The sequence below is a fragment of the Pseudophaeobacter sp. EL27 genome (assembly GCF_900313025.1).
Lineage (GTDB): Bacteria > Pseudomonadota > Alphaproteobacteria > Rhodobacterales > Rhodobacteraceae > Pseudophaeobacter.
Window position 1 is genome coordinate 111,440 of record NZ_OMPQ01000005.1, and the last position, 24,985, is coordinate 136,424.

Consider the following 24,985-nt stretch of genomic DNA (forward strand, 5'->3'; position numbering starts at 1 on the left):
CCGACCAAAGCTACCTTTTTTCGAAACCCAGTCTCTGATCCTCTGCAGTGAGAACACCCATGACAGACACCTCCTCCAACGACCTGTTCCACGCCTCCTCTTTTATGCAGGGGCACAACGCCGAATACCTTGAACAGCTCTATGCCCAATACGCCAAAGACCCAAATGCGGTAGACGCAGCCTGGGCTGAGTTCTTCCGCCAGATGGGCGATGCAGAACCGGATGTGCAGGCAGAGGCCGCTGGCCCCTCCTGGGCACGGGGCGATTGGCCGCCTGCCCCCAATGACGATCTGACCGCTGCGCTGACAGGCGAATGGCCTGCGCCGGTGGAAACCAAGGCCGCTGGCAAAAAGATCGCTGAGAAAGCCCAGGCCGTCGGTGTCGAAGTCTCGCAAGAGCAGATCCAGCGCGCCGTGCTCGATTCCATTCGTGCCCTGATGCTGATCCGCGCCTACCGTATTCGGGGTCACCTGGCTGCTGATCTTGATCCACTGGCCATGCGCGGTGATACCCCTCACCCCGAGCTGGACCCTCAAAGCTATGGCTTTACCGAAGCCGACATGGATCGCCCGATCTTCATCGACAATGTTCTGGGCCTGCAGGTCGCTTCGATGCGCCAGATCGTCGACATCGTCAAACGTACCTATTGCGGCACCTTTGCGCTGCAGTACATGCATATCTCCGACCCGGCGCAATCGGCCTGGCTGAAAGAGCGCATCGAGGGCTATGACAAGGAAATCAAATTCACCCGTGAAGGCCGTAAGGCGATCCTCAACAAGATGGTTGAGGCCGAGGGTTTTGAGAAATTCCTGCATGTAAAATACATGGGCACCAAGCGCTTTGGTCTGGATGGTGGCGAAAGCCTGATCCCGGCGATGGAGCAGATCATCAAACGTGGTGGCAACCTGGGCGTCGAAGAGATCGTCATCGGCATGCCGCACCGGGGCCGCCTGTCGGTTCTGGCCAATGTGATGCAGAAACCCTACCGCGCCATCTTTAACGAGTTCCAGGGTGGCAGCTACAAACCGGAAGACGTCGATGGCTCAGGCGATGTGAAATACCACCTCGGAGCCTCATCTGACCGGGTGTTTGACGACAATAATGTACACCTCAGCCTGACCGCCAACCCTTCGCATCTTGAGGCGGTAAACCCGGTTGTTCTGGGCAAGGTCCGCGCCAAGCAGGATCAGAAAAACGACACCGATCGCACCAAGGTTCTGTCGATCCTGTTGCACGGTGATGCGGCCTTTGCCGGCCAGGGTGTTGTGGCTGAGTGTTTTGCGCTCTCGGGCCTCAAGGGCCACAAAACCGGCGGCACCATGCATATCGTGGTGAACAACCAGATTGGTTTCACCACCGCACCGCACTTCTCGCGCTCCTCCCCCTATCCCACCGACAACGCGCTGGTGGTTGAGGCGCCGATCTTCCACGTCAATGGTGACGACCCAGAGGCTGTGGTGCATGCCGCCAAGGTGGCCACCGAGTTCCGCCAGAAATTCCACAAGGACGTTGTCCTCGACATCTTCTGCTACCGTCGCTTTGGTCACAACGAGGGCGATGAGCCCATGTTCACCAACCCGTTGATGTACAAGAAGATCAAGGGCCATAAGACCACGCTCAGCCTGTACACCGAACGTCTGGTCAAGGACGGGCTGATCCCCGAGGGCGAAATCGAGGACATGAAGGCCTCGTTCCAGGCGCATCTGAACGAAGAGTTCGAGATCGGCAAAGATTACAAACCCAACAAGGCCGACTGGCTGGACGGGCGCTGGTCGCATCTGGACAAGAAAGACGCCGACTATCAGCGTGGCGCCACCGCAATCGCACCGGAAACCATGGCAGAAATCGGCAAGAGCCTGGCTTCAGTGCCCGAGGGCTTCCCGATGCATAAGACCGTCGGCCGCTTCCTGGCGACCCGTGGCAAGATGTTTGAAAGCGGCGAGGGCTTTGACTGGGCAACCGGCGAAGCGTTGGCCTTTGGCTCCCTGCTGACCGAAGGTTATCCGGTCCGTCTGGCCGGCCAGGATGCCACCCGTGGCACCTTCTCGCAGCGCCACTCCGGCATCATCAACCAGGAAACCGAAGAGCGCTATTACCCGCTCAACAATATCCGCCCGGGTCAGTCCCACTATGATGTGATCGATTCAGCCCTGTCGGAATATGCGGTTCTCGGTTTTGAATATGGCTATTCGCTGGCGGAACCCAATGCGCTGACGCTCTGGGAAGCGCAGTTTGGCGATTTTGCCAATGGCGCCCAGATCATGTTCGACCAGTTCATCTCTTCAGGCGAAAGCAAATGGCTGCGAATGTCCGGTCTGGTCTGTCTGATGCCCCACGGGTTTGAAGGTCAGGGACCTGAGCACTCCTCAGCGCGACTGGAGCGGTTCCTGCAGATGTGTGGTCAGGACAACTGGATCGTGGCCAATTGCACCACACCGGCCAACTACTTCCACATCCTGCGCCGTCAGCTGCACCGCTCCTTCCGCAAACCGCTGATGCTGGTGACGCCTAAGTCGCTGCTGCGCCACAAACTGGCCGTCAGCAAGGCCGAAGAATTCACCACCGGTTCCAGTTTCCACCGGGTTTTGTGGGATGATGCCCAGCACGGCAACTCCGACACCAAACTGGTGGCAGATGACAAGATCAAACGTGTCGTCATGTGCTCGGGCAAGGTTTACTATGACCTGCTGGAAGAGCGCGACGCCCGCGGTATCGATGATGTCTATCTGATGCGGATTGAGCAGTTCTATCCCTTCCCGGCGATCTCGCTGGTTAAGGAGCTGGAGCGGTTCAAAGGCGCTGAAATGGTCTGGTGCCAGGAAGAGCCCAAAAACCAGGGGGCCTGGACCTTCATTGAGCCCAATATCGAATGGGTGCTGAGCCGCATCAAGGCCAAGCACACCCGGCCAGTATACATTGGCCGTGCCACCTCGGCCTCGCCCGCAACGGGCCTCGCCAGCCAACATAAAGCCCAACAAGCTGCGCTCGTGAACGACGCGCTGACCATCTGAATCTGAGGAAGACAGACATGACCACCGAAGTTCGCGTGCCCACCCTGGGCGAATCCGTTACCGAAGCCACCGTTGCCACCTGGTTCAAGAAACCCGGCGACACCGTCGCACAGGACGAAATGCTCTGTGAGCTGGAAACCGACAAGGTCACCGTAGAGGTGCCCGCGCCTGCCGCTGGCGTTCTAGCCGATATCGTCGCCAAAGAAGGCGATACCGTTGGCGTTGACGCGCTGCTGGCCAATATCTCAGCCGCTGGCGCCGCAGCCACCCCGGCACCGGCCGCTGCTGCAGCCGCCGCAGCCCCAGCTCCCGCAGCAAGCGGTGGCAGCACCGATGTCATGGTTCCCACCCTGGGCGAATCCGTGACCGAAGCCACTGTTTCGGTCTGGTTCAAAAAGGTCGGCGATGCTGTTGCGCAGGACGAAATGCTCTGCGAGCTGGAAACCGACAAGGTCTCCGTCGAGGTTCCATCCCCCGCCGCTGGTGTTCTGGCTGAAATCACCGCCGCCGAAGGCAGCACGGTTGAAGCCAGCGCCAAACTCGGCGTGATCTCCGGTTCTGCTGCTGCGGGAGCGGCGGCGCCAGCCGCAGCGCCTGCGGCTGTTGCTGCTCCGGCCGCCGCAGGCAAGGACATCGCCAATGCGCCATCGGCGGAAAAAGCCATGGCTGAGGCCGGACTCTCTGCCGCCAATGTTGCAGGCACCGGTCGCGATGGCCGGATCATGAAAGACGATGTTGCACGCGCCATGGCCGCCGCCGCTGCGGCCCCTGCGCCCACTGCCGCCCCAGCCGCTGCACCGGCCGCAACACCGGCTCCAGCTGCCCCTGCCGCACCTGCAGATGCCTCTCGCGAAGAGCGGGTGAAAATGACCCGCCTGCGCCAGACTATCGCCAAGCGTCTGAAGGAAAGCCAGAACACTGCCGCCATGCTGACCACCTATAACGAGGTGGACATGGGCGAGGTCATGGCCCTGCGCAGCCAGTACAAGGACCAGTTCGAGAAAAAGCACGGCGTCCGTCTCGGCTTTATGTCCTTCTTCACCAAGGCCTGCTGCCACGCGCTGAAAGAAGTGCCCGAAGTCAACGCCGAGATCGACGGTACCGATGTTGTCTACAAGAACTACGTCAACATGGGCGTGGCCGCCGGCACCCCCACAGGTCTGGTGGTTCCGGTCATCCGTGATGCCGATACGATGTCCTTTGCCGAAATCGAGAAAGCCATCTCTGCCAAAGGCAAGCTGGCCCGCGACGGCAAGCTCTCGATGGCCGATATGCAGGGCGGCACCTTCACGCTCTCCAACGGCGGTGTCTACGGCTCGCTGATGTCCTCGCCGATCCTGAACCCACCACAGTCCGGTATCCTCGGCATGCACAAGATCCAGGACCGCCCCATGGCGATCAATGGTGAAGTGGTTATCCGCCCGATGATGTATCTGGCGCTGAGCTATGACCACCGCATCGTCGACGGCAAAGGTGCCGTGACCTTCCTGGTCCGCGTCAAAGAAGCGCTGGAAGATCCCCGCCGTCTGCTGATGGATCTGTAAACCTTTGCGGGGGGTTCCTAGCCAGCCCTACAAAATCAGCGCGCCCAAAATTGGTGAAAAACCCAGCTATTGGGCGCGCTGGTGCGGGATAAAGTGCCCCGATTGCGGGCGCATCCAGTCAACGTTGGCTATGATGCGAACCAACCCGTGGAGAGGTGTGAACAAGACCGATTTTCACCTTTGCGGAACCTGCGGCACTCACCTCTTCCTGACCGGGAAATCCCGCCATTGGCGTTTCTTTCTAGTCGTTTTGCCCACTTTCTTTGCTGTGATGGTGTTCACTTCAATCGCTTTTAACTGGCTGGGCTGGAACCAAGCTGAGGGCCCGAACAAAGGCGAACCAACATTTAGTGCTGGGCTTTTGATGTGGATTGGCATTTTTAGCATCGTAAATGCCGTCAATGGACGCCGGGAGGACATCAAAAGTGTCAAACTTGAAAGCAGTTCAATCCAATGCCCCTCCCGCTCTGGGGTCTTGTCTGCGTCGTGCAGATGACAGAGCCGACCAGTGGCCGGAACGACCTGACATTGCCCTACAATGCGGATTGTAAATGATGCTTATGACCACTGAACTCACCGTCCTCACCCTCGCCGCCCTGCTGCAGATCCTGCAGTTCTGCGCCTATTCCTTCACTGCCAATCAGCAGGTCAGCCGCCGCGTGGCGCTAGGCCCGCGCGATGAACCCGTGACGCTGACCGGCACCGCTGGCCGCTTCAAACGGGCGATGGAAAACCACTTTGAGGGCCTTGCCCTCTTCACCATTGCCTGCCTGGTCGTAACGCTTGGTGAGCAATCCACCACAACCACCCAGGCCTGCGCCTGGATCTATCTCGGTGCGCGCATCGCCTATGTGCCAGCCTATGCCCTGGGGCTCTCCCCCTGGCGCTCGGTGATCTGGTTCATCAGCCTGCTGGCCACCACATCCATGTTGATCGCCGCCCTGATTTAGGCTTTCATCTTTCCCAGAAATATTCCGGGGGAGGCCCGCAAGGGCCGGGGGCAGCGCCCCCACCCCAACCAACCACAAAGGACCCTCACTAATGGCAAGCTACGACGTCATCATCATCGGCGCAGGCCCCGGCGGCTATGTCAGTGCAATTCGCTGCGCCCAGCTGGGCCTCAAAACCGCCATCGTAGAGGGCCGCGACACCCTCGGCGGCACCTGCCTCAACATCGGCTGCATCCCCTCCAAGGCACTGCTGCACGCCACCCATATGCTGCACGAGGCAGAGCATAATTTTGCCGGCATGGGCCTCAAGGGCAAATCCCCCTCGGTGGACTGGAACCAGATGAAATCTTACAAAGAAGACGTCGTTGGCCAGAACACCGGTGGCGTTGAGTTCCTGATGAAAAAGAACAAGATCGACTGGCTGAAAGGCTGGGCTTCGATTCCCGCCGCGGGCCAGGTCAAGGTCGGCGATGAGACCCATGAGGCCAAGAACATCGTTGTGGCAACCGGCTCTGTGCCCTCCACCCTGCCCGGTGTTGAAGTCGATGAAAAAGTTGTCGTCACCTCCACTGGCGCGCTGGATCTGCCCAAAGTGCCCAAGAAAATGGTCGTCATCGGCGCGGGCGTCATCGGGCTCGAGCTGGGGTCGGTCTATGCCCGCCTTGGCGCCGAGGTCACCGTGGTTGAATACATGGATGCGGTCTGCCCCGGCATGGACAAGGACGTGCAGCGTGGCTTCAAACGTATTCTGGAAAAACAGGGCCTGAAATTCATCATGGGCGCTGCGGTTCGGGGGGTTGAGGCCACCAAGACCAAGGCCAAAGTGAAATACTCGCTGAAGAAAAAGCCCGACGCCGAAGAAGTGATCGACGCCGATGTGGTGCTGGTGGCAACAGGGCGCAAACCCTATGCGGATGGCCTGGGCCTGGATGCATTGGGGGTCAAACTGACCGAACGTGGCCAGATCGCCACAGACGCCCAGTGGCGCACCAATATCCCCGGCATCTATGCCATTGGCGATGTCATTGAAGGCCCGATGCTGGCGCATAAGGCCGAGGATGAGGGCATGGCCGTGGCTGATGTCATCGCGGGCAAACATGGTCACGTGAACTACGGCGTCATCCCTGGCGTGGTCTACACCACGCCTGAAGTGGCCACCGTCGGCGCCACCGAGGATGCGCTCAAGGCTGAGGGCCGCAAGGTCAAGGTTGGCAAGTTCATGTTTATGGGCAACGCCCGTGCCAAGGCTGTACACCAGGCTGAAGGTGGCTTTGTCAAAATCATCACCGACAAGGAAACTGACCGGGTTCTCGGCGCTGCCATCATTGGCCCAGCGGCTGGTGACATGATCCACGAGCTCTGCGTGGCGATGGAATTTGGCGCCTCCGCCGAGGATATCGCCCTGACCTGCCATGCCCATCCGACCTATTCGGAAGCAGTCCGCGAGGCCGCCCTCGCCTGCGGCACCGGCGCCATCCATAGCTAAGACCGCCCTCTTGTGAAGGTATCGCGCCCCGGCAATTGTCCGGGGCGTTTTTTTCTGGGGCAGCAGACAGATAGAGGCCAGTCAATTGCGGCGCAGTCAAATTGGGTTGGCTCATTCCTTCTTTAGGGCTTACTCATTGCCTCCGGCTTCGCGATCAGGACATTCAAAGCTTCTATGTAAAGTTCTGCCTTCTGGCCAAAATTCCTGGGAACCTTTGCTCTTGGGCGGGAAGTCCTGAACTGGCAGAAAAACTCAGGGGTTGCTCTATCTCCACATAAATGTCAAATGTTCACTATATGTTCTTTTCATTTGAGGCGCTAGATGTCCCTAAACTATGTAATGATCGGTTCTAACGACGTATCACGGGCCAGGGCCTATTTTGATGCCGTCTTACCCCTGATTGGTGGAACAGTGGTGATGGAGTTCATGCCTGATGGGTTTTGCTATGGCCTGCGTGGTGGTGGTCGGATTTGGGTAACGCGACCGTTCAACCAAGAAGAGGCCACTGTGGGGAATGGCAATATGGTTGGTTTGCTGTGCGAAAGCGAGGCCGAAGTGCAGGCGGCGCATGCCGCCGCACTCGCCGCTGGAGGTTCCAATGAAGGGGAACCTGGACCACGTCCGCAATATGGACCGGATTTCTTTGGAGCCTATGTCCGTGATCTAGATGGCAACAAGATGAGCTTCGTGTACTTTGGCGATGCGAAGTAACTGCCATTAGCCAAGACACAGAACGGTTTCAGCTAGCCTCACGCGTCGGGTTGCGCGTCCTCTTCTCTGCGCATTGTGCAGCTTGCATCCCTGCGCCAAACGGCCGATTCTAGCGGCAACACAGCAATCGAGGATCCCTCATAAATGCCCACCACCCTGCAAGTAATCTACCCCGCCCGTGAAGACGCCATTTTTGACTATGACTATTATCTCGAGACCCATCTGCCCCTGCTGCAGGAACATTGGGGAGAGGTGATCGAAGGCGTCGAAGTGACCAAGGGTCTGGCCAGCGGTCCCGATGTCCCACCCGCCTATCTGGCGATTGCCACCATCACCTTCCCGGATATGGAGGCGCTGGACAAAGCCATGTCCGAAACCGGTGGTGTCATCGTCGATGATGTGCCGAACTTCACCAATATTCGGCCCCAGATCCTGATTGGGGACCTGATCCACGGGTGATCCCTTCTATCCGAGCAATGAGCAAAAGCGCCGGGGAAATGCCCATTTCCCCGCTGCATGGTGGTCTTGTCACAGGCCGAGAAACAGCAGGCCCACTGCCAGATAGCAAAGGCTAAAGGCGGCAAACAGAATGTTTTGCCGCCAAAACCGCCAGCCAAGAGGGTCTTTCAGGCGCAGCCAGTCAACAAAACCTTCGCGGAACCGAGGCGACAACCACAAGAGCAGCCCCCAGATCACCAGGTAGCTGCCTATCCAGATCAGCGCGGCGCCCGGGTCAGAGCCCATCTCAATCGGCTCCACGGGGCGCTACCACATGGTCTGGGCCGCGCGCCCAGCCCAGGCCTGATCATACTCCGCGCCACCTTCTTCGCCTTCGGTCTGTTCCGCCAGGATCTCGCCCATGCTGGGCAGGTCCAGGCTTTCGTCCAGCCCCTTCCAGGTCCCGGCCCGCAGCATGGCACGGGCGCATTGGCTGTAGATCTCATCAATGGCGATGACGATCACCGTGGCGGGCAGCTTGCCCTTTTTCTCAAACCGGGCGCGCAGATCCGCATCCGCGGTCACCTGTGCGGTGCCGTTGAGACGCACAACATTGTTCGACCCAGGCACCAGAAACATCAGGGAGACTCGCCCGTCTCGAATGATATTGCGCAGGGAATCCAACCTGTTGTTGCCACGCCAATCCGGCATCGCCAGGGTGCCCGGGTCCAGCTCCAGCACCACAGGACCATCGTCACCCCGCGGGCTGTCATCGGTTCCCTCTGGCCCCACGGTGGTCAACATGCACAGCTTGGAGGCCATGATCCACTTGCGATACAGCGGCGTCATCCGGCGCGCCACCTTGCGCAGCGAGGGCGCGCCCGGCGTACCATAGAGCGCTTCTAGATCGCTGATCGTCTTAAGATACTGCATCCGGATCAAACCCCGCTTCTCGCATCAGCTCATTTGATTTTGCTTCGACCCGTGTTTCCAGGGTCTCCATGAACACCTTGCGATCCAGCCCCGCATCAATCTGGTCGAGAAATTCCACCACCGCCACACCAGGCTTGCGCATGATACCGGTGCGCGGCCAGAGCACCCCGACATTGGTCGCCACCGGAACGCAGGGCTGCGCCAGCTGTTCGTAAAGAACCCCGGTGCCCACCTTATAGTCGGCCTTGACGCCCGGTGCGACGCGGGTTCCTTGGGAATAGATGATCAACTGACCCGCCTCCTGGTGGCCCTCCTTGACGTCCTTGACCATTTTTTCAATCGCCGCGCCACGCTTGCCACGGTCCACTGCCACGCAGTCCAGCAACTTGGCATATTGCCCGATCACCGGGGTGCGCAGGATCTCTTTTTTCATGATGAACTTGGCGGTGGGCAGCGCTGTAAAGATCATCATGATGTCCAGAAAAGACTGGTGTTTGGCCGCGATCAGCACTTCACCAGTGGGCGGCGTACCGCGCACTTCACAGCGGATGCCAACCATAAAACGGGCCGTCCAGAACACCCAACGCGAATAGCTTTTGCAGCAGGCCCGCGCGCCGCGTTTGCTAAAGATGGCCCAGGGCGCAAAGACCAGGCCAAAGATCGGCATCATGAAATAGATCTGAAACACAAACAGGAATGACCGCAGCCATTGAATTGCAAAGCTCACGTCAAATCTCCCAGACGTTTATTGGCGGCGCGGGTTGTGGCGGCAAAAGCGACCAGAGCGCCAAGTGGTGGGATCAGGAGCGGCAGTAGCCAGGCCCAACCCTGAAAGCCCAGCCCAGTCAAAAACCCACCCTCATTTGAGGCCGCCGGCATCAGCCAGACCCCAATCATGCCCAACCCGACACCTGCAGCAGCCCCGCCCAGAGCGCGCAGAGTAAAGCGGCGCACAAAGGCATGGGCGATATAGCTATCCAGTGCCCCGACCAGACGCAGCACTTCGATCACTTGGGCATTGGCCGCAAGCGCCGCATTGGCAGCCAGCGTGATCATCGCCGCCGTAGCCCCGGCAATCAGCAGGATCGACACCGCGCCAAGGCGCCGCAGGGCGCGGGCCGCATCAACCAATGGCGCACGCCAGCGCGTATGGTCATCCAGCACCGCCCCTGGCACCTCCGCCTGCAGCCGCAGACGCAGCCCGGTGCCGTCATAGCCGGGGTCGCCTTCGATCACCTCAATCAGCTGCGGCACTGGCAGGCTGTCGATGGGCAAAGAGGATCCGAACCAGGGCGACAGCAACTCGACCTGTTCTTCGGTGGTGAAGGCACGCGCCGAGGCCACGCCAGGGGTTTGGCGCAAAATGGTCAGGGCAGCTTCGGTCTGAGCTACCCGCTGTTCGGCGGGGGCATTGATCCGCAGGGTGGCGGCGCGGGCCAGCTCATCCGCCCAGCGATTGGCCAGGCGTCCCGAGGCCAGCGAAAGCGCCAGGGCAAAAACCGCCAAAAAGGCCATCGCGCCTGAGACAAACAGGGTTAGCTGGGCAGTAAAACCACTGGGTGGCACCACCCGGTCCGCCTGGGCATCGCCCATGATGAGTTTGCGCAACCGTCCTTCGCTCATAGGTCTGCCCCCGCTTGGATCAGCTGTTTGGCCGAGATCCGCAGCACCCGCGCCTGTACTTGTTTCTTGGCGGCGCGGATCAGGGCCATGTCATGGGTCGCTACCAGGATGGTCTTGCCCATCCGGTTCAGTTCGACCAGCAGCTGCAACAGGCGCTGCGACATTTCCCAATCAACGTTCCCTGTCGGCTCATCCGCAACAATCACCTCCGGCGACAAGATGACCGACCGCGCCAGTGCCGCCCTTTGTCGCTCCCCCCCGGAGAGTTCCGGCGGCAGCGCATCGGCGCGCTGCGACAGGCCCACCCAGTTCAACAGCTCCCGCAGGTTGGCTTCTTCCTGGGACAGGTCCTTGCCCGCAACGATCAGCGGCAGTGCGATGTTTTCGATCACCGGCAGGTGGTCCAGAAACCGGCAGTCCTGATGCACTACGCCAACCCGACGGCGCAGATGTGCCATCTGATCCCGGTCCAGCCCCTGTACATCCATGTTAAAGGCCCGCACCCGACCCGAGGTCGGCGTCAGCGCGCCATAGCAGAGTTTCAACAGGGTGGTTTTGCCCGCGCCCGAAGGCCCGGTCAGGAAATGAAAAGACCCCGGAGCCAGTTTAACCGAGACATCGCTCAGCAGCTCCCCGCCCCCGTAGTTATAGCCAACGTTTTCCAGCTCTATCACGACTGTCCCCTGTATGCGCTCAGCAGTTTTGCCCCAGCAGCCCGTCAGTTTCAATGGGCCATGGTTCAAAGCCCCCGATGCAGGCCCGCATCAGAGCCGCCAAAGCACAATTCACCCTTTCACCAAAGCGCTGAACTGCCTATTGTCATTTAAAAATACTGCCGACAGCTCCCCGGAGACCGCCGGGGTCAAGGAGAGTTTTATGCGTCTGACCTGCCCGAATTGTGGTGCCCAGTACGAAGTGCCGGATGACGTCATTCCCGAAGAAGGCCGCGATGTGCAGTGCTCCAACTGCGGCGACACCTGGTTTCAGCAAGCGGCAGGCCATGTCCCGGCCCCTGATGCTGAGGCGGGTGAACCAGCTGCGGTAGCAGCTGATGCCGCCCAAGAGCAGCCCCCCACCACGCCCTCCGTTTCCCCAGCTGACCACGAAGGCAGCGAGCCAGAGCCCGTTGCTGCCGATCAAGCCGTTGATCAGGGCGCCGAGGTCGAATTTGCAACAGACCCCGATCAGGAGGCCGCAGCCTTTTTTGAAGGTGCGACGCCCGAGGCCGCTGAGGCGCACGTACCAGATCCAGAAGCTGATGGTTTTGTGACGCAGGAGCAGCCCGTTACCACGCCCACCGCCGAGCCAGACACGACGCCATCTCCGCGTGGGCTGGACCCAGCTCTCAGCGATATCCTGCGCGAGGAAGCCGAGCGGGAAGCGGGCCTGCGGGCAGCGGACCAAGGCCAATCGCAATCCTTGGAAACCCAGCCCAACCTGGGGCTGGATGACCTACCCGAGAACGAAGAGGCGCGGCGGTCTCGGCAGACCAAAGACCGCATGGCCCGTATTCGCGGCGAGGACCCACGCCTTCTTGCGGCCGAGGCCAGCGGCTTAAAACGTGGGGTCTTGCCGGATATCGAAGAAATAAACTCGACATTACGGGCCGCAGATAGCCCGCCACCACCTACCCCCGAAGCCATGGCACCGCCCCCTCGGAAGTCCGGCTTCACCCGTGGGTTTGCCCTAGCACTCCTGGTGGTGCTGGCGCTGTTGATGGTCTACAGCAATGCGCCACAGATCGCGGAAATCCTGCCCCAGGCCGACCCCTACCTGAGCAGCTATGTAACCTGGGTGGATCAAATGCGGCTCTGGTTGGATACCCAGGTGACAGCGCTGCAAAACACGCCGATCTAGGCAATACCACTGGCTTAGCGCCGCAGAAAACTGCGTTCTCGCCACTCTCATTGCGCAGGGTTTTGTCCTGCCGGTGCCTCTAGGCGCCCCGCATAACGCTCTCTCAGAGCGTTATGCGCCAGCCCCAACAAGGGCGCGGGATTTTCAAATCCCAAGGCCTGGGCGGGAGCCCCACCTTTTGTAAAAACACAGATGCCTTCTGGGGGCGGCCTGGGATCACCACATTGCATCATGTCGCCAACTGAGGTGCCCCCACAGCGCCCCGTGCGGGTTTAAAATTGATCCAACAGGCGTTCAAAATAGCGCCGTTCGTCCTCTTCTCGCCCCTGTTCTCCGACCCGGCGACGCAGTTCTTCCAACAGATCCCAGGCGCGGCGATGCGCCCGGCCATTGCCAAACTCCGAATTCCGCTCATCGCCCAGCCCGCCAGCATTGCGGTCGCGTCCCAGCGGATCCGCCCGCGAAGAAGAGGCGCTGTCCCCCTGCCCGGGCTGCTGTCCGGGCTGTTGGTTCTGCGCCATGGCCTCGCCCAGGGCGCGCATGCCTTCGCGCAGGGCCTCCATGGCCTCGGACTGGCGGTCAATTGCTTCGGCCATATCGCCCTGGCGCAGCGCCTCTTCGGCGCCATCCATTGCCTCACCAGCGCGGTCCAGCGCTTGCCCAGTGGCCTCGCCCTCTGCGCCCAGCCCTTGTGGCAGCCCCTCTTGCTGGCGCCGCAGTGCCTCGCGCAGGGCCCGCTGCTGATCCGCCAGACTGCCTGCACCAGGGGTGCCGCCATCGCCGCCGCCCTGGGCGGTACCACCGGGGGCCTGGCCGCTGTCATCACCCTGCCCCTCGCTGCCGTTCTGACCGGATTGACCCGCGCCACCAGTGCCGCCCTGGTGCTGTTGCCCCCGGCCCTGACCTCCGCTGCGCCCTTCATTGTTCTGACTTTCACCGGCCTGCGCATTGGGATTGAACTGCTCCTGCAAATCACGAAAGGCCTGGTCTGAAAGCCCCTGCTGCTCTTGCAGGGTTTCGCCCAGATCCTCCATGGCCTGCTGGCCATCTGACCCGTTTTGCCCCTGTTGGCTCTGGGTCATCCGCATGTTTTCCATCATCCGTTGGAACTCTTCCAGCGCCTGCTCGGCCTCGGCCATGCGGCCCTGTTCCATCAACTCCTGAATGCGATCCATCATCGCCTGCAGATCCTGCTGGTTCAGCGTCATGGCCTCTTGCTGCCCTTCAGAGCCTTCGCCGGATTGGCCGTCACGCTGCGCCTGGCGCTGCAATTGGCGCATGTAGTCCTGCGTGGCCTCGCGCAGCTTTTGCATCAGGCGGGCAATTTCCTCATCGCTGGCGCCGTCGCGCATCGCCTGACTCAGCCGTTCCTTAGCGCGCTGCATCCGCTCCAAGGCATCACCAATATCGCCCTCTTCCAGGCTCTGCGCCAGGGCCCAAAGTGCAGCGGCGCTTTCGGTCCGCTGATCCTCACTGATCGGCATCTCGCTGTCGCTGCTCTGACGCAGCGCCGCCTCAAGCCTGCGCAAAATGCCCCGCATCTGCAGATAGCTCCCGGCTTCGCGAAACAGATCCTCAGGGCGGTGTGACAGGCTCCGCAGCAATTGGGTGATGCGCAGGCTGTTGCCGCGCGTCCAGATCAGATCCCGGCGCTGTTCAGCCACCGCCGCCGCCAGAGGATCAAAGAACCGTGGCGCCACCAAAGGCGCGCCCAGCCCCGCAGAGGTCGAGGATTGCCCGGCAGCGTCCCGCACAGAAAAGCTGAAAACCACCGGCAGGTTCGCCCAGGGATGGGCGGCAAAATCCTCGATCAACACAGCCTCAAAAGCCTGCCGAGATCCGCTTACCGGCATCGGTAGGTCCAGCACGACATCCTCCCGCGTCTCAGGGTCAAGGCGCAGGCCGTGACGGCGGGACAGGGCAAGGTAATCCAGCGAGATACGCACAGATCCGCCTTCAATCCCGTAGTCATCCTGGGCCAGGAAAGGCAGCGACAAAGCCCCATCCTCGGTCAGTTCTGGCAGACCAAGGATAGAGATATGGGGCGGCTGATCCGGCAGCACAGCCACCTCCCAACTGCGACCACCGCGCCCCTCGATCTTGAGGTCGCCAGAATGATGAACGGCAATGTCATGCTCCAGCGCCGGGCCTTCCCCGGCAGGCCCGACTTGTTCTGACAGGCTCTGTGCCAGGGTCAAAGCGCCAACTTCGCCATAAAACCGCAGGGTGATGCGGCTGCCTTCGGCCAGCTCCAACACTTCCCCCTGCTGATCATTGAGATACAAAACCGGCAGTCCGGTATAATGCGGAGGCTCGATCCACCCCTCCCAGGAGGGGCCTGCCAGCGCCGCCCCAGCGCCGCCAGGTGCCATGGCTGACAGGGTGCTGACCCGCCAGAAGGAACCAAAGATCACCGCCATAAGCAGCGCAACCAAAGCCACATACCGCAGCGCGAAGGGATCCGCCGAAGCAATACGCAGATTGGGCGCAGGCGCCCTGGCCTCTGCGGCTGCCCGGGCCATACGCGCCTGATGCGCCTGCCACAGCGCCGTTGCGCCGGCATCGCCCAGCCCAATTGCCTGCGCATCCAGCAAAGCCGTGACCGGACGGCCCGGCAGGCTGGCATCCAGTCTTGCACGTGCCTCTGCCCGGCGTGGAAAGCGAAATCTCCAGAGCCCAAAGATCAGGCTGGCCACCAGTGCCAGCAGCACAACGGCGGCAAGGCTCCAGAGCACCGGGTTGGGCAGTAGGTCATGCAGCCCCAGCATCAAAGCGGCAGCTGTAGCCGCCAAAACAGAAAACAGCGGCCAAAACCCCCGCAGGGCGCGTTCACAAAACAGCCCCGCCTGCGTCAGCCGGAGCGGCCATCGCAGGGGATAAAGTCGGGGATCACTCTTGCCGCGTCGCACCATCGCTGCTCTGCCTCCTTTAGGCGTTGCATGTGGCCGGGACCTCGGCAAAATCTGCCGGGTCGCTCAGAGCCACTCCGGGATGGTATCGCGGTTTATCATTTCGTCAAAGTCCGGTCGTGGGCGAATAACCGCAAATTGATCCCCATGCACCAGAACTTCGGGAATAAGGGGGCGCGAGTTATATTCGCTGGCCATCACAGCCCCATAAGCGCCCGCAGAGCGAAAGGCGATAAGATCGCCGGCCGAAAGTGGCGGCATGTCGCGTTGTTTGGCAAAAGTATCCCCGGTTTCGCAGACCGGCCCCACGATATCATAGGGGCGATTCTCAATCCCCGGCGCAGGTTCATTCACCGCCACAATATCGTGGTGTGCCTCATACATGGCCGGGCGGATCAAGTCGTTCATCGCGCCATCCACGATGAGGAACTCGCGGTCCTCGCCGGATTTCACATAGATCACCTTGCTCACCATCAGCCCGGCATTACCTGCAATCAGACGACCCGGTTCGATCTCGATCTCGCAGCCCAGATGGCCCAGGGTGTCTTTGATCAGCTGGCCATATTCCACCGGCAGGGGCGGCGCCTCATTGGAGCGGGTATAGGGAATGCCCAAGCCCCCGCCTAGATCAAGGCGGCGGATATCATGGCCATCGGCGCGCAGGCTCTCGGTCAGTTCTGCAATTTTTTCATAGGCCTTGCGGAAAGGTTCCAGATCAGTCAGCTGCGAGCCGATGTGGCAGTCGATGCCAATGACCTTGAGCCCCGGCAGCGAGGCTGCATGGGCATAGACCTCGCGGGCACGCGAAATCGGAATGCCAAACTTATTCTCGGATTTGCCAGTGGCAATCTTGGCGTGGGTCTTGGCATCGACATCCGGGTTCACCCGAATGGTGATCGGTGCCACCAGCCCCAGCTCCTGTGCCACCGCGTTGATCACCGCCATCTCAGGTTCGGATTCGACGTTGAACTGGCGAATACCGCCAGACAGGGCGCAGCGGATTTCTTCCATGGTTTTGCCAACGCCGGAGAAAACGATCTTGTCTCCCGGAACACCCGCCGCCTTGGCCCGCATATATTCGCCCTGGCTGACCACATCCATTCCCGCGCCCGCCTGGGCCAGGGTCTTGAGGATGGCCTGATTGCTGGCCGCTTTCATCGCGTAGCAAACCAAGTGATCCATGCCCTCCAGCGCCTCGTCAAACAGACGAAAGTGTCGCAGCAGTGTCGCGGTGGAATAGACATAAAACGGAGTGCCCACGGCAGCCGCGATCTCGGCAACCGGCACGTCTTCGGCGTAGAGCGCGCCGTCGCGGTAGAGAAAGTGATCCATGCTTTTGCGATTAGACCAAAACCGGCAGGGCTGGCAAATGATTCCCTGCCATCGGTTGCGCTTTGATCAGCAACAGTCCGGGCACAGGTGCCGCTGGTTAAAAGTTGTGAGAAACCCCAACACGGGCATAGCCCGAGACACGCACGCCGGATGAAGGCGCGCGATCTGCTTTTTCAGCCTTGGGAGGTTCGGCATAGGACTGCGGCAGATCACAGGCGGACAGGCCAAAGAGACCCAGAACCAAAAGAAAACGGATCATAGTATAAAAGCTCCTGCCCATCTTGCGTTGTGAAGTGTCGTTTTGACGTCTTTGGCTGCTCAGGCCACCAAATCGCGTCGCTTAGAAACCAAGCGAGAGATTGAAAGGGCCCTTTTGCAGCCCAACGGATCCCCCGGCGTGAACGCCATTGTTGGAAACCCCAATCCCTGCGTTCAACGCGGGGCGCACGGGTTCACCATCAACGCCACAAGCGCTGAGGCCCGCAGTCAAAACGGCGATCCCAATCAGTTTGAGCATCCAATTGTTCATTGTGGCATCTCCAAAAACCGGCCCGGTTCTTACTGAGCTTAGATGGGCAACACGGGCAACATTTCAAGGCTGCCCATGGCTTGTTTTTCCTCTCTGCAGGCCGGTTCAGGCCTCCAGAATAGCCGTCCAGCGCGCCACCTGAGCACGCACCTGCGCGGGGGCAGTGCCACCGTAGGACATGCGGGAGTTTACCGAGTTTTCAACGCCAAGAACAGTAAAGACATCCTGAGTGATCTCAGCGTGTACACCCTGCATATCCTCCAGGGTCAGATCCGGCAGGTCGCAGCCGCGCCCCTCGGCCAGGGCCACCAAGGATCCGGTGACGTGATGCGCATCACGGAATGGCAGACCCAGCACCCGCACCAGCCAATCGGCCAGGTCGGTCGCGGTGGAGAAGCCAGAGCCCGCAGCCTCGGCCAGCTCGGCGCGGTTGGCGCTCATATCCTTGACCATGCCCTCCATCGCCGCCAGCGCCAGCATCCAGTTGTCAGCGGCGTCAAAGACCTGTTCCTTGTCTTCCTGCATATCCTTGGAATAGGCCAGTGGCAGGCCCTTCATCACCATCATCAGCGCGGTGTTGGCCCCAAAGATCCGGCCCACTTTGGCGCGGATCAGCTCAGCCGCGTCGGGGTTTTTCTTTTGCGGCATAATCGACGAGCCAGTGGAGAAGCGGTCTGACAGGGTCACAAAGCGGAACTGCGCCGAGGACCAGATTACCAGCTCTTCTGCAAAACGGCTGAGGTGCACCGCGCAGATCGAGGCCGTCGACAGGAACTCCAGCGCAAAGTCACGGTCCGAGACCGCATCCAGCGAATTTGCCGCCGGGCGGTCAAAGCCCAGCGCCGTTGCGGTCATCTCGCGGTCGATCGGAAAAGAGGTGCCCGCCAGCGCGGCCGCGCCCAGAGGGCTCTCGTTCATCCGGGCACGGGCATCGCGTACCCGGCTCAGGTCGCGGCCAAACATCTCGACGTAGGCCATCATGTGATGGCCCCAGGTCACTGGCTGCGCCACCTGCAGATGGGTAAAGCCCGGCATCACCCAATCCGCGCCTGCCTCGGCCTGGGTCAGCAGCGCCCGGATCAGCGCCAAAAGGCCCGATTCTGCCGCATCCAGCTGGTCCCGCACCCAAAGTTTGAAATCTGTCGCCACCTGGTCATTGCGTGACCGGCCAGTGTGCAGACGGCCTGCGGGTTCACCAATCACCTCTTTCAGACGGGCCTCCACATTCATGTGGATGTCTTCGAGTGCGGTGGAGAACTGGAATGTTCCGTTCTCGATCTCTGACAAGACCGTGAGCAGCCCTTCCCGAATTGCCTCCGCGTCGTTATCGCTTATAACGCCTGTTGCGGCCAACATCGCTGCATGGGCCCTGGAGCCAGCAATGTCCTGGGCAGCCATCCGTTTGTCAAAACCGATCGAGGCGTTGATCGCCTCCATGATCGCGTCTGGGCCAGCGGCAAAACGGCCGCCCCACATCTGGTTCGAGGCTTGATCTGTCATGGTGGAATCCCGGAGATAATATGCGTCTGTTACGTCATCTTTCCCTTTATATCGCCCTGGGCCTGGGTGCAAATGCGGCATTGGCTGCCGATGTTGCCGAATTGGAAGCCCTGCGCGCCGAAAGCCTGAAACGTCTGGTGGTCCACAAGGAAGCCCGCGAGGTCTCGCAGGCTGAGTTCCACCTCGAGGACGACGGCGGCATGGCCAGCCTGCAGGACTACAAGGGCAAGGTGGTTCTGCTGAACTTCTGGGCCACCTGGTGCGCGCCCTGCCGCAAAGAAATGCCGCAGATCGCCGAACTGCAGGAAGAGTTCGGCGGCGAAGACTTTGAGGTCCTGACCATCGCCGCCGGGCGCAACTCTCCAGCGGGCATTCTCAAGTTCTTTGAGGAAAACGGCATCACCAACCTGCCGCGCCATCAGGATCCCAAACAGGCCCTGGCCCGTGAAATGGCTGTGATTGGCCTGCCTATCACGGTGCTTCTGGATCGCGACGGCAAAGAGGTCGCCCGTCTGCTGGGGGATGCCGAATGGAATTCTGAGAGCGCCAAGGCCATTGTTGCGGCGATGATTGACAGCACGCCCGGCAGTTAATCGCATTCTACCAGATGGTTAGCCTTGCAGGACTTTCCGCAACTTTTGGTGCAGGATCACTTGCAAGGCTGGCTCCAAATAATCGTATTTGTCTGCGACGCCAGCACCACAACCCGTTTTGCCACCAGGTGCGCGCTAAACTGACTGGACAGCTTTGACTTTTGACGCTTTTCCATCACCACGATTATATCCGCCCAGCCCAGATGTTCTGAAGACAAGAGTTCATCCGCGTCCTTGCTCAGCCCCGCAAAATCGGTTTCAAATCCCGGCCAGCTCGCCACCATATCCGCAGCTGTTGGGCTGCGCATGCGCGCCTTGCCGCAAATGAATAAGACACGTCTCACAGATTCACCCATTCGGCCCCTCTAACAGGTTTCGCATCAGAAAAAACATCCTAAAGAGTTTGGCCTTCCCCGACGCCACCTTTGACAGCAGTGCCTTTGCACCGCCATTCTGATCGGCAACAGGCATGATCTGGGAGGGAGCAATGCCGCTGGAACTTTTGTTGATCTTGGTTGTGGGAGGCATCAGCGCGATTGCGCTGCTCTTGCACCTGAGTGGGCGGTCACAGCCTAAAGTGATGACAGAGCCCGAAGCCCGCGAGGCCTGGTTCCGACAGTTCCCAGAAAACCCGGTTGTAGATCTGACCCTGGCCAAAGACGGCCATGCCGCCCTTATCCAAACTGCTGATGGCAGCGCACCACTGGGGCTGGTCTGGTCCTTTGGGGCCGATACAGTGGCCCGGTTTCTGGAGGGTGCCAAATTGAGCCCCTGCCAGCAGGGGCTGCAGCTGCGCCTTGCGGATTTTTCAGCTCCCACGGTGCAGCTGCATCTCGGTCAAGCCGAAGCCGCCCTTTGGCAAGAGCTGATTGAGGGCCCGTCATCCCCACAGCCCCGAAAGCAAGAGGTATAAGCCATGGACACGGTCTCTTTTCCGGATGTGACGCAATTGGCGGTGCCGATTTTTATCGCCGCGATCCTAGGCGAATTTCTGTGGATCGCGCTCAAAGGCCGTGGTGGGCGCTATGAGACCCGCGATGCGGTGACCTCGCTGATCATGGGGGCCGGCAGTGTCGCCTCTGGCATTTTGTTGGGCTTTATCGCGTGGGGATTCTTTATGGTGCTGTGGGAGATCACGCCACTGGATCTGGGCACCTCGGTCTGGGTGATCATCCTCTGCTTTGTGCTGGACGATCTGCGCTATTACTGGGTGCATCGTTTTGGCCACCGCATTCGCTGGGTCTGGGCCAGCCATGTCAATCACCACTCCAGTCAGCACTACAATCTGACCACCGCGCTGCGGCAAACCTGGACCGGTACCTTTACCTTTATGATGGTGGTACGCGCGCCATTGGTCTTGTTCGGCTTTCACCCGGCCTTGGTGCTCTTTGTGGGCGGTATCAACCTCGTCTACCAGTTCTGGATCCATACCGAGGCCATCGGCAAGATGCCGCGCTGGTTTGAAGCGGTGATGAATACCCCCAGCCACCACCGCGCCCATCATGGTCGCAATCCGCGCTATCTGGACTGCAACTACGCCGGGGTTTTCATCATCTGGGACAAGATGTTTGGGACCTTTGTGCCCGAACAGGAGCATGATCCCGTTGACTATGGGCTAGTCTACAACATCGCCACCTTCAACCCTCTGCGGGTGGCCTTTCACGAATGGGTGGCGATCTACCGGGATATGACCCTGCCAGGATTGTCGCTGAAACAGCGCCTGCTCTATGCGCTGGCGCCGCCCGGCTATAGCCATGATGGCAGCCGTGACACCTCTGAGACCATCAAGGCCAAGCACTTGGCGCGCCAGCCGCAGGACAGCGGCACACCCGGATTTTGACCTGGGGCAGATCTGGCGCGTTTTTGGCGCCATGGCTGCAAAACGGAATTCGCTAAAGTTTTAGATTTAAGCCTCAATTCACCCTTTTGAACGACAGTCCCTGGTGACGCATAGTTTTCCCAGAAAACGACAGCAGCAGGAGGCAGGGCGTGGTCAATAAGCGAAAACTGAGACGGGCAAATATGGCCGAGGGCTCTGAAGATCCGATTTCCGCCGCTGTGGTCTCACGGGATCGCTCAACCTTGGATATGGTGGCCGAGGCCGTCAAACATGACCAGACCATGCTGGCCTATCAGCCGGTCATGCAGGCGATGCCGCCCCATGATGTTGCCTTTTATGAAGGCTATATCCGGGTTTTGGACGCCACTGGCCGGGTTATTCCAGCGCGTGACTTCATGCATGTGGTGCATGACAAGGAAATTGGCCGCGAGCTGGATTGTCTTGCCCTGCAGCACGGTCTTCGCGCCCTGATGAAATCACCGCAAATTCGTCTCTCGGTCAACATGTCCGCTCGCTCCATCGGCTACAGCCGTTGGTCCAGAGTTCTCAATAGTTTCCTGAAGAAAGACTCCACCATAGGCGAGCGTCTGGTTCTGGAGATCACCGAGGCCTCGGCCATGGCGGCTCCGGAATTGGTGATCGACTTTATGGACCGGATGCAGGAACACGGCATTGCCTTTGCGCTCGACAGTTTTGGCGCGGGCACCACAGCCATCGGCCATTTCCGTGAGTTCTTTTTTGACGCGGTCAAAATCGACGGGCAGTTCATTCGTGGGATTTGTTCCAATCACGACAATCAAGCCGTCGTGCGCGCCCTGGTTGGAGTTGCCAAACAGTTCGACATGCTGGTCGTCGCAGAATCTGTTGAAACCCAGGCCGAAGCCGAGTTTCTGGTTTCAATTGGGATCGATTGCCTGCAGGGCTTCCTTTACGGAGCACCCTCGGTTTCCCCGCCCTGGCTGGAACAGATGAAGCAACGCAATCGCGCCTGACACAGCGTTTGCCTCAGACTGCCAGACCAGCCCCTGCCCCTAAGGCACTGCAGAGCTGTTGAAAAATCGCTGCGTTGCGGCAAAGTCAGCACCACCTCAGCTCGCGCCTGGGGTGGTTCTTTTTGTTTTTAACATATGCCAGTTGACTCAGACCCAAACCCTGAGACACCCTGTCAATTGCTGCAACTGCAGCAAGACGCTATATCTGTCCCGGAGAGGGAGGTGGAGATTTGTCATTTTGCGGTGAATTTATGACCCGCGACCTGCGTTTCTTCACGAGAGAATTTGATGGCAGAGGACCCAAATAAATGACCAATGTTGTAATTGCATCCGCCGCGCGCACCGCCGTCGGCAGTTTTGGCGGAGCCTTCGCCAATACGCCCGCCCATGATCTGGGCCGTGCGGTACTGGAAGCCGTGGTAGAGCGCGCTGGCGTCGACAAATCCGAAGTCTCCGAAACCATTCTGGGACAGGTTCTGACCGCGGCTCAGGGCCAGAACCCTGCGCGCCAGGCCCATATCAATGCCGGCCTGCCACAGGAAAGCTCTGCCTGGAGCATCAACCAGGTCTGTGGTTCCGGTCTGCGCGCCGTGGCCCTTGGCGCTCAGCACATCCAGCTGGGTGATGCCTCGATCGTCTGCGCCGGCGGTCAGGAAAACATGACCCTCTCTCCCCATGCTGCCGCTCTGCGCGCCGGTCACAAGATGGGCGACATGAAATATATCGACACCATGATCCGCGATGGTCTGTGGGATGCCTTCAATGGCTACCACATGGGTCAGACCGCCGAGAATGTTGCCGATAAATGGCAGATCTCGCGCGAGATGCAGGATGAATTTGCCGTCGCCAGCCAGAACAAGGCGGAAGCGGCGCAAAAGGCCGGCAAATTTGCCGATGAGATCGCCGCCTTCACCATCAAGACCCGCAAGGGTGACATCGTGGTGGATCAGGACGAATACATCCGTCACGGCGCCACTATGGCCGCGATGCAGAAACTGCGCCCTGCCTTTGCCAAAGAAGGCTCCGTCACAGCGGCCAATGCCTCCGGCCTCAACGATGGCGCTGCTGCCACTCTGCTGATGAGCGCCGATGACGCCGAAAAGCGCGGTATCGAGCCGCTGGCCCGGATTGCCTCTTATGCCACAGCTGGTCTGGACCCGTCGATCATGGGCGTCGGCCCGATCTATGCCTCGCGCAAAGCCCTGGACAAGGCGGGCTGGTCCGTCAGCGATCTGGATCTGGTTGAGGCCAACGAGGCCTTTGCCGCACAGGCCTGTGCTGTCAACAAGGACATGGGTTGGGATCCCTCAATCGTCAACGTCAACGGTGGCGCCATCGCCATCGGCCACCCCATCGGCGCCTCGGGCTGCCGGGTGCTGAACACGCTGCTGTTTGAAATGCAGCGGCGCGGCGCTAAAAAGGGCCTCGCCACGCTCTGCATCGGTGGCGGCATGGGTGTCGCCATGTGCCTGGAGCGCCCATAAGGCGTTGCCAATTTGACATAGAACGGGGCGCCAATTTGGCGCCCTTTTTTGTTAACTTATGAGACTTCGCTGCAGGTGCGACAATTTACGCGGCATCGCGGCAAAAATCCATTGCGCAATATTGTTGCGTATAGCATTATCAATGGGTAGCAAGATTACCGAGAGAATCTCGAACTGGAGGAAGACTGAATGGCACGTACTGCACTCGTCACCGGCGGCTCACGCGGCATTGGCGCAGCAATCTCAAAGGCTCTGATGGATCAGGGCTGCACCGTGGCCGCGACCTACGCGGGCAATGACGAAGCGGCGGCAAAGTTCACTGAGGAAACCGGCATCAAGACATACAAATGGAATGTCGGCTCTTACGAAGAGAGCCAGGCAGGCATTGCCCAGGTAGAGGCCGATCTGGGCCCAATCGACATCGTCGTGGCCAATGCCGGCATCACCCGTGATGCGCCCTTCCACAAGATGACGCCGCAACAGTGGCAAGAGGTCATCGACACCAACCTCACTGGTGTGTTCAACACCGTTCACCCGATCTGGCCTGGCATGCGCGAGCGCAAATTTGGCCGCGTCATCGTGATCTCTTCGATCAATGGTCAAAAAGGCCAGTTTGCCCAGGCGAACTATGCCGCAACCAAGGCCGGCGATCTGGGGATCGTGAAATCTCTGGCCCAGGAAGGTGCCCGCGCCGGCATCACCGCCAATGCGATCTGCCCCGGCTACATTGCCACTGAAATGGTCATGGCGGTGCCAGAAAAGGTACGCGACTCGATCATCAGTCAGATCCCAACAGGTCGTCTGGGTGAGCCCGAAGAAATCGCCCGCTGCGTGGCCTTTCTGGCCTCCGATGATTCGGGCTTTATCAATGGCTCCACCATTTCGGCCAACGGTGGTCAGTTCTTCGTCTGATTTAACGCCCCTGTAGCACAAGCAAGGGCCGGTCTGTTCAGACCGGCCCTTTTCTAATCCCGTAAGAACATGTGCACTATGCCCAGCGGGAAAACCCAATATCTGCGGTCTTGGTGACCCCAGATTTACGCGACCGGAACAGCCAGGACAGGGCTGAAAACAGCGCCTGGCTGCGCTCCGCATGGGCACGTTCCATCGCCTGCTTGACGTTGCTATTTGCTGAATATTCCATCGCTCAGACCTCCGTTCGGATCAAGATTGTCTATCTGAAGCCAATATGAGGCTTTAAAACAAAAGCTACAAACGAGACTTTTCAAGCCTTCAGTTAAGTATTACTTGTG

Annotated in this window: 26 protein-coding genes; 14 read left to right on the plus strand and 12 right to left on the minus strand. The window is 59.8% G+C overall.

Annotated elements, in window-relative coordinates:
* The first annotated feature begins 59 nt into the window (after positions 1 to 59).
* The 7 genes from ED661_RS03445 (at position 60) to ED661_RS03470 (ending at position 8,161) form a co-directional block, all read left to right on the plus strand.
* Positions 60 to 3,011, plus strand: coding sequence for a 2-oxoglutarate dehydrogenase E1 component (locus tag ED661_RS03445; RefSeq protein ID WP_122072555.1), 2,952 nt, complete (start codon positions 60 to 62; stop codon positions 3,009 to 3,011).
* A 17-nt stretch (positions 3,012 to 3,028) separates the two neighbouring features.
* Entirely contained in the window at positions 3,029 to 4,555 is a 1,527-nt protein-coding gene (gene odhB, locus ED661_RS03450; protein WP_122072556.1) for a 2-oxoglutarate dehydrogenase complex dihydrolipoyllysine-residue succinyltransferase, read from the plus strand.
* 157 nt (positions 4,556 to 4,712) lie between these two features.
* Positions 4,713 to 5,051, plus strand: a complete 339-nt coding sequence (locus ED661_RS21815) for a hypothetical protein (RefSeq protein WP_162930020.1) — start codon at positions 4,713 to 4,715, stop codon at positions 5,049 to 5,051.
* A gap of 64 nt (positions 5,052 to 5,115) precedes the next feature.
* Positions 5,116 to 5,505, plus strand: coding sequence for an MAPEG family protein (locus tag ED661_RS03455; RefSeq protein WP_122072691.1), 390 nt, complete (start codon positions 5,116 to 5,118; stop codon positions 5,503 to 5,505).
* A 91-nt stretch (positions 5,506 to 5,596) separates the two neighbouring features.
* Entirely contained in the window at positions 5,597 to 6,991 is a 1,395-nt protein-coding gene (gene lpdA / locus ED661_RS03460; RefSeq protein ID WP_122072557.1) for a dihydrolipoyl dehydrogenase, read from the plus strand.
* Between the two features lie 321 nt (positions 6,992 to 7,312).
* Positions 7,313 to 7,702 (plus strand): VOC family protein, encoded by a 390-nt coding sequence (locus tag ED661_RS03465; RefSeq protein ID WP_122072558.1) that lies wholly within the window; start codon positions 7,313 to 7,315, stop codon positions 7,700 to 7,702.
* A gap of 144 nt (positions 7,703 to 7,846) precedes the next feature.
* Entirely contained in the window at positions 7,847 to 8,161 is a 315-nt protein-coding gene (locus tag ED661_RS03470; RefSeq protein ID WP_122072559.1) for an EthD family reductase, read from the plus strand.
* A gap of 69 nt (positions 8,162 to 8,230) precedes the next feature.
* Here ED661_RS03470 and ED661_RS03475 read toward each other — a convergent pair whose 3' ends face one another.
* Genes ED661_RS03475 through ED661_RS03495 form a run of 5 tightly spaced genes read right to left on the minus strand, consistent with a single transcriptional unit; the run spans position 8,231 to position 11,370 of the window.
* Positions 8,231 to 8,446: a hypothetical protein gene (locus ED661_RS03475; protein ID WP_122072560.1), complete on the minus strand. Its 216-nt coding sequence runs from the start codon at positions 8,444 to 8,446 to the stop codon at positions 8,231 to 8,233.
* A 21-nt stretch (positions 8,447 to 8,467) separates the two neighbouring features.
* The gene (locus ED661_RS03480; RefSeq protein ID WP_122072561.1) at positions 8,468 to 9,073 is read right to left on the minus strand and encodes a pyridoxamine 5'-phosphate oxidase family protein; all 606 of its coding nucleotides are present in this window, start codon (positions 9,071 to 9,073) and stop codon (positions 8,468 to 8,470) included.
* Entirely contained in the window at positions 9,060 to 9,800 is a 741-nt protein-coding gene (locus tag ED661_RS03485) for a 1-acyl-sn-glycerol-3-phosphate acyltransferase (protein ID WP_122072562.1), read from the minus strand. The genes ED661_RS03480 and ED661_RS03485 overlap by 14 nt, the downstream gene beginning before the upstream one ends.
* Positions 9,797 to 10,696 carry an ABC transporter permease gene (locus ED661_RS03490; protein ID WP_122072563.1) on the minus strand — a complete coding sequence of 300 codons (900 nt, stop codon included), beginning with the start codon at positions 10,694 to 10,696 and terminating at the stop codon, positions 9,797 to 9,799. Before ED661_RS03490 ends, ED661_RS03485 begins: the two co-directional genes overlap by 4 nt.
* Positions 10,693 to 11,370: a cell division ATP-binding protein FtsE gene (locus tag ED661_RS03495; protein ID WP_122072564.1), complete on the minus strand. Its 678-nt coding sequence runs from the start codon at positions 11,368 to 11,370 to the stop codon at positions 10,693 to 10,695. The genes ED661_RS03490 and ED661_RS03495 overlap by 4 nt, the downstream gene beginning before the upstream one ends.
* Positions 11,371 to 11,572: 202 nt before the next feature.
* Between ED661_RS03495 and ED661_RS03500 the strand changes: the two genes are divergently transcribed.
* Complete coding sequence (locus ED661_RS03500) at positions 11,573 to 12,553, plus strand: zinc-ribbon domain-containing protein (RefSeq protein ID WP_122072692.1); 981 nt, start codon at positions 11,573 to 11,575, stop codon at positions 12,551 to 12,553.
* Between the two features lie 272 nt (positions 12,554 to 12,825).
* Here ED661_RS03500 and ED661_RS03505 read toward each other — a convergent pair whose 3' ends face one another.
* From ED661_RS03505 to argH, 5 genes are all read right to left on the minus strand, one after another.
* A complete protein-coding gene (locus ED661_RS03505) occupies positions 12,826 to 15,465 on the minus strand; it encodes a DUF4175 domain-containing protein (RefSeq protein ID WP_122072565.1) in 2,640 nt (879 codons plus the stop codon).
* Positions 15,466 to 15,528: 63 nt separating this feature from the next.
* A complete protein-coding gene (lysA, locus tag ED661_RS03510; RefSeq protein WP_122072566.1) occupies positions 15,529 to 16,794 on the minus strand; it encodes a diaminopimelate decarboxylase in 1,266 nt (421 codons plus the stop codon).
* A 97-nt stretch (positions 16,795 to 16,891) separates the two neighbouring features.
* On the minus strand, positions 16,892 to 17,053 hold the full coding sequence (locus tag ED661_RS21820) for a hypothetical protein (protein ID WP_162930021.1): 162 nt from the start codon (positions 17,051 to 17,053) through the stop codon (positions 16,892 to 16,894).
* Positions 17,054 to 17,134: 81 nt separating this feature from the next.
* Positions 17,135 to 17,323: a hypothetical protein gene (locus ED661_RS03515; protein WP_122072567.1), complete on the minus strand. Its 189-nt coding sequence runs from the start codon at positions 17,321 to 17,323 to the stop codon at positions 17,135 to 17,137.
* Between the two features lie 105 nt (positions 17,324 to 17,428).
* Positions 17,429 to 18,823, minus strand: coding sequence for an argininosuccinate lyase (gene argH, locus ED661_RS03520; RefSeq protein ID WP_122072568.1), 1,395 nt, complete (start codon positions 18,821 to 18,823; stop codon positions 17,429 to 17,431).
* A 20-nt stretch (positions 18,824 to 18,843) separates the two neighbouring features.
* Here argH and ED661_RS03525 point away from each other — a divergent pair, with 20 nt between their 5' ends.
* Positions 18,844 to 19,416: a TlpA disulfide reductase family protein gene (locus ED661_RS03525; RefSeq protein ID WP_122072569.1), complete on the plus strand. Its 573-nt coding sequence runs from the start codon at positions 18,844 to 18,846 to the stop codon at positions 19,414 to 19,416.
* A 56-nt stretch (positions 19,417 to 19,472) separates the two neighbouring features.
* On the opposite strand, the gene ED661_RS03530 is transcribed toward ED661_RS03525, so the two are convergent.
* Entirely contained in the window at positions 19,473 to 19,724 is a 252-nt protein-coding gene (locus tag ED661_RS03530; RefSeq protein WP_216822430.1) for a phosphotyrosine protein phosphatase, read from the minus strand.
* A 179-nt stretch (positions 19,725 to 19,903) separates the two neighbouring features.
* Here ED661_RS03530 and ED661_RS03535 point away from each other — a divergent pair, with 179 nt between their 5' ends.
* The 5 genes from ED661_RS03535 (at position 19,904) to phbB (ending at position 24,644) form a co-directional block, all read left to right on the plus strand.
* The gene (locus tag ED661_RS03535) at positions 19,904 to 20,329 is read left to right on the plus strand and encodes a hypothetical protein (protein WP_122072693.1); all 426 of its coding nucleotides are present in this window, start codon (positions 19,904 to 19,906) and stop codon (positions 20,327 to 20,329) included.
* A gap of 3 nt (positions 20,330 to 20,332) precedes the next feature.
* Positions 20,333 to 21,256, plus strand: a complete 924-nt coding sequence (locus tag ED661_RS03540; protein WP_122072570.1) for a sterol desaturase family protein — start codon at positions 20,333 to 20,335, stop codon at positions 21,254 to 21,256.
* A 182-nt stretch (positions 21,257 to 21,438) separates the two neighbouring features.
* Positions 21,439 to 22,248 carry an EAL domain-containing protein gene (locus tag ED661_RS03545; RefSeq protein ID WP_122072571.1) on the plus strand — a complete coding sequence of 270 codons (810 nt, stop codon included), beginning with the start codon at positions 21,439 to 21,441 and terminating at the stop codon, positions 22,246 to 22,248.
* A gap of 308 nt (positions 22,249 to 22,556) precedes the next feature.
* Positions 22,557 to 23,732 carry an acetyl-CoA C-acetyltransferase gene (locus ED661_RS03550; RefSeq protein WP_122072572.1) on the plus strand — a complete coding sequence of 392 codons (1,176 nt, stop codon included), beginning with the start codon at positions 22,557 to 22,559 and terminating at the stop codon, positions 23,730 to 23,732.
* A gap of 189 nt (positions 23,733 to 23,921) precedes the next feature.
* Positions 23,922 to 24,644: an acetoacetyl-CoA reductase gene (gene phbB, locus ED661_RS03555; protein ID WP_054459855.1), complete on the plus strand. Its 723-nt coding sequence runs from the start codon at positions 23,922 to 23,924 to the stop codon at positions 24,642 to 24,644.
* A 76-nt stretch (positions 24,645 to 24,720) separates the two neighbouring features.
* On the opposite strand, the gene ED661_RS21825 is transcribed toward phbB, so the two are convergent.
* Positions 24,721 to 24,876: a hypothetical protein gene (locus ED661_RS21825; RefSeq protein ID WP_162930022.1), complete on the minus strand. Its 156-nt coding sequence runs from the start codon at positions 24,874 to 24,876 to the stop codon at positions 24,721 to 24,723.
* Positions 24,877 to 24,985 lie beyond the last annotated feature (109 nt).

Excerpts from the sequence above, each read along its gene's own strand:
- ED661_RS03445 (WP_122072555.1), top strand. The coding sequence starts at position 60 with ATGACAGACACCTCCTCCAACGACCTGTTCCACGCCTCCTCTTTTATG.
- odhB (WP_122072556.1), top strand. The coding sequence starts at position 3,029 with ATGACCACCGAAGTTCGCGTGCCCACCCTGGGCGAATCCGTTACCGAA.
- ED661_RS03455 (WP_122072691.1), top strand. The coding sequence starts at position 5,116 with ATGACCACTGAACTCACCGTCCTCACCCTCGCCGCCCTGCTGCAGATC.
- lpdA (WP_122072557.1), top strand. The coding sequence starts at position 5,597 with ATGGCAAGCTACGACGTCATCATCATCGGCGCAGGCCCCGGCGGCTAT.
- ED661_RS03465 (WP_122072558.1), top strand. The coding sequence starts at position 7,313 with ATGTCCCTAAACTATGTAATGATCGGTTCTAACGACGTATCACGGGCC.
- ED661_RS03470 (WP_122072559.1), top strand. The coding sequence starts at position 7,847 with ATGCCCACCACCCTGCAAGTAATCTACCCCGCCCGTGAAGACGCCATT.
- ED661_RS03475 (WP_122072560.1), bottom strand. The coding sequence starts at position 8,446 with ATGGGCTCTGACCCGGGCGCCGCGCTGATCTGGATAGGCAGCTACCTG.
- ED661_RS03480 (WP_122072561.1), bottom strand. The coding sequence starts at position 9,073 with ATGCAGTATCTTAAGACGATCAGCGATCTAGAAGCGCTCTATGGTACG.
- ED661_RS03490 (WP_122072563.1), bottom strand. The coding sequence starts at position 10,696 with ATGAGCGAAGGACGGTTGCGCAAACTCATCATGGGCGATGCCCAGGCG.
- ED661_RS03500 (WP_122072692.1), top strand. The coding sequence starts at position 11,573 with ATGCGTCTGACCTGCCCGAATTGTGGTGCCCAGTACGAAGTGCCGGAT.
- ED661_RS03505 (WP_122072565.1), bottom strand. The coding sequence starts at position 15,465 with ATGGTGCGACGCGGCAAGAGTGATCCCCGACTTTATCCCCTGCGATGG.
- lysA (WP_122072566.1), bottom strand. The coding sequence starts at position 16,794 with ATGGATCACTTTCTCTACCGCGACGGCGCGCTCTACGCCGAAGACGTG.
- ED661_RS21820 (WP_162930021.1), bottom strand. The coding sequence starts at position 17,053 with ATGATCCGTTTTCTTTTGGTTCTGGGTCTCTTTGGCCTGTCCGCCTGT.
- ED661_RS03515 (WP_122072567.1), bottom strand. The coding sequence starts at position 17,323 with ATGAACAATTGGATGCTCAAACTGATTGGGATCGCCGTTTTGACTGCG.
- argH (WP_122072568.1), bottom strand. The coding sequence starts at position 18,823 with ATGACAGATCAAGCCTCGAACCAGATGTGGGGCGGCCGTTTTGCCGCT.
- ED661_RS03525 (WP_122072569.1), top strand. The coding sequence starts at position 18,844 with ATGCGTCTGTTACGTCATCTTTCCCTTTATATCGCCCTGGGCCTGGGT.
- ED661_RS03530 (WP_216822430.1), bottom strand. The coding sequence starts at position 19,724 with ATGCGCAGCCCAACAGCTGCGGATATGGTGGCGAGCTGGCCGGGATTT.
- ED661_RS03535 (WP_122072693.1), top strand. The coding sequence starts at position 19,904 with ATGCCGCTGGAACTTTTGTTGATCTTGGTTGTGGGAGGCATCAGCGCG.
- ED661_RS03540 (WP_122072570.1), top strand. The coding sequence starts at position 20,333 with ATGGACACGGTCTCTTTTCCGGATGTGACGCAATTGGCGGTGCCGATT.
- ED661_RS03545 (WP_122072571.1), top strand. The coding sequence starts at position 21,439 with ATGGCCGAGGGCTCTGAAGATCCGATTTCCGCCGCTGTGGTCTCACGG.
- ED661_RS03550 (WP_122072572.1), top strand. The coding sequence starts at position 22,557 with ATGACCAATGTTGTAATTGCATCCGCCGCGCGCACCGCCGTCGGCAGT.
- phbB (WP_054459855.1), top strand. The coding sequence starts at position 23,922 with ATGGCACGTACTGCACTCGTCACCGGCGGCTCACGCGGCATTGGCGCA.
- ED661_RS21825 (WP_162930022.1), bottom strand. The coding sequence starts at position 24,876 with ATGGAATATTCAGCAAATAGCAACGTCAAGCAGGCGATGGAACGTGCC.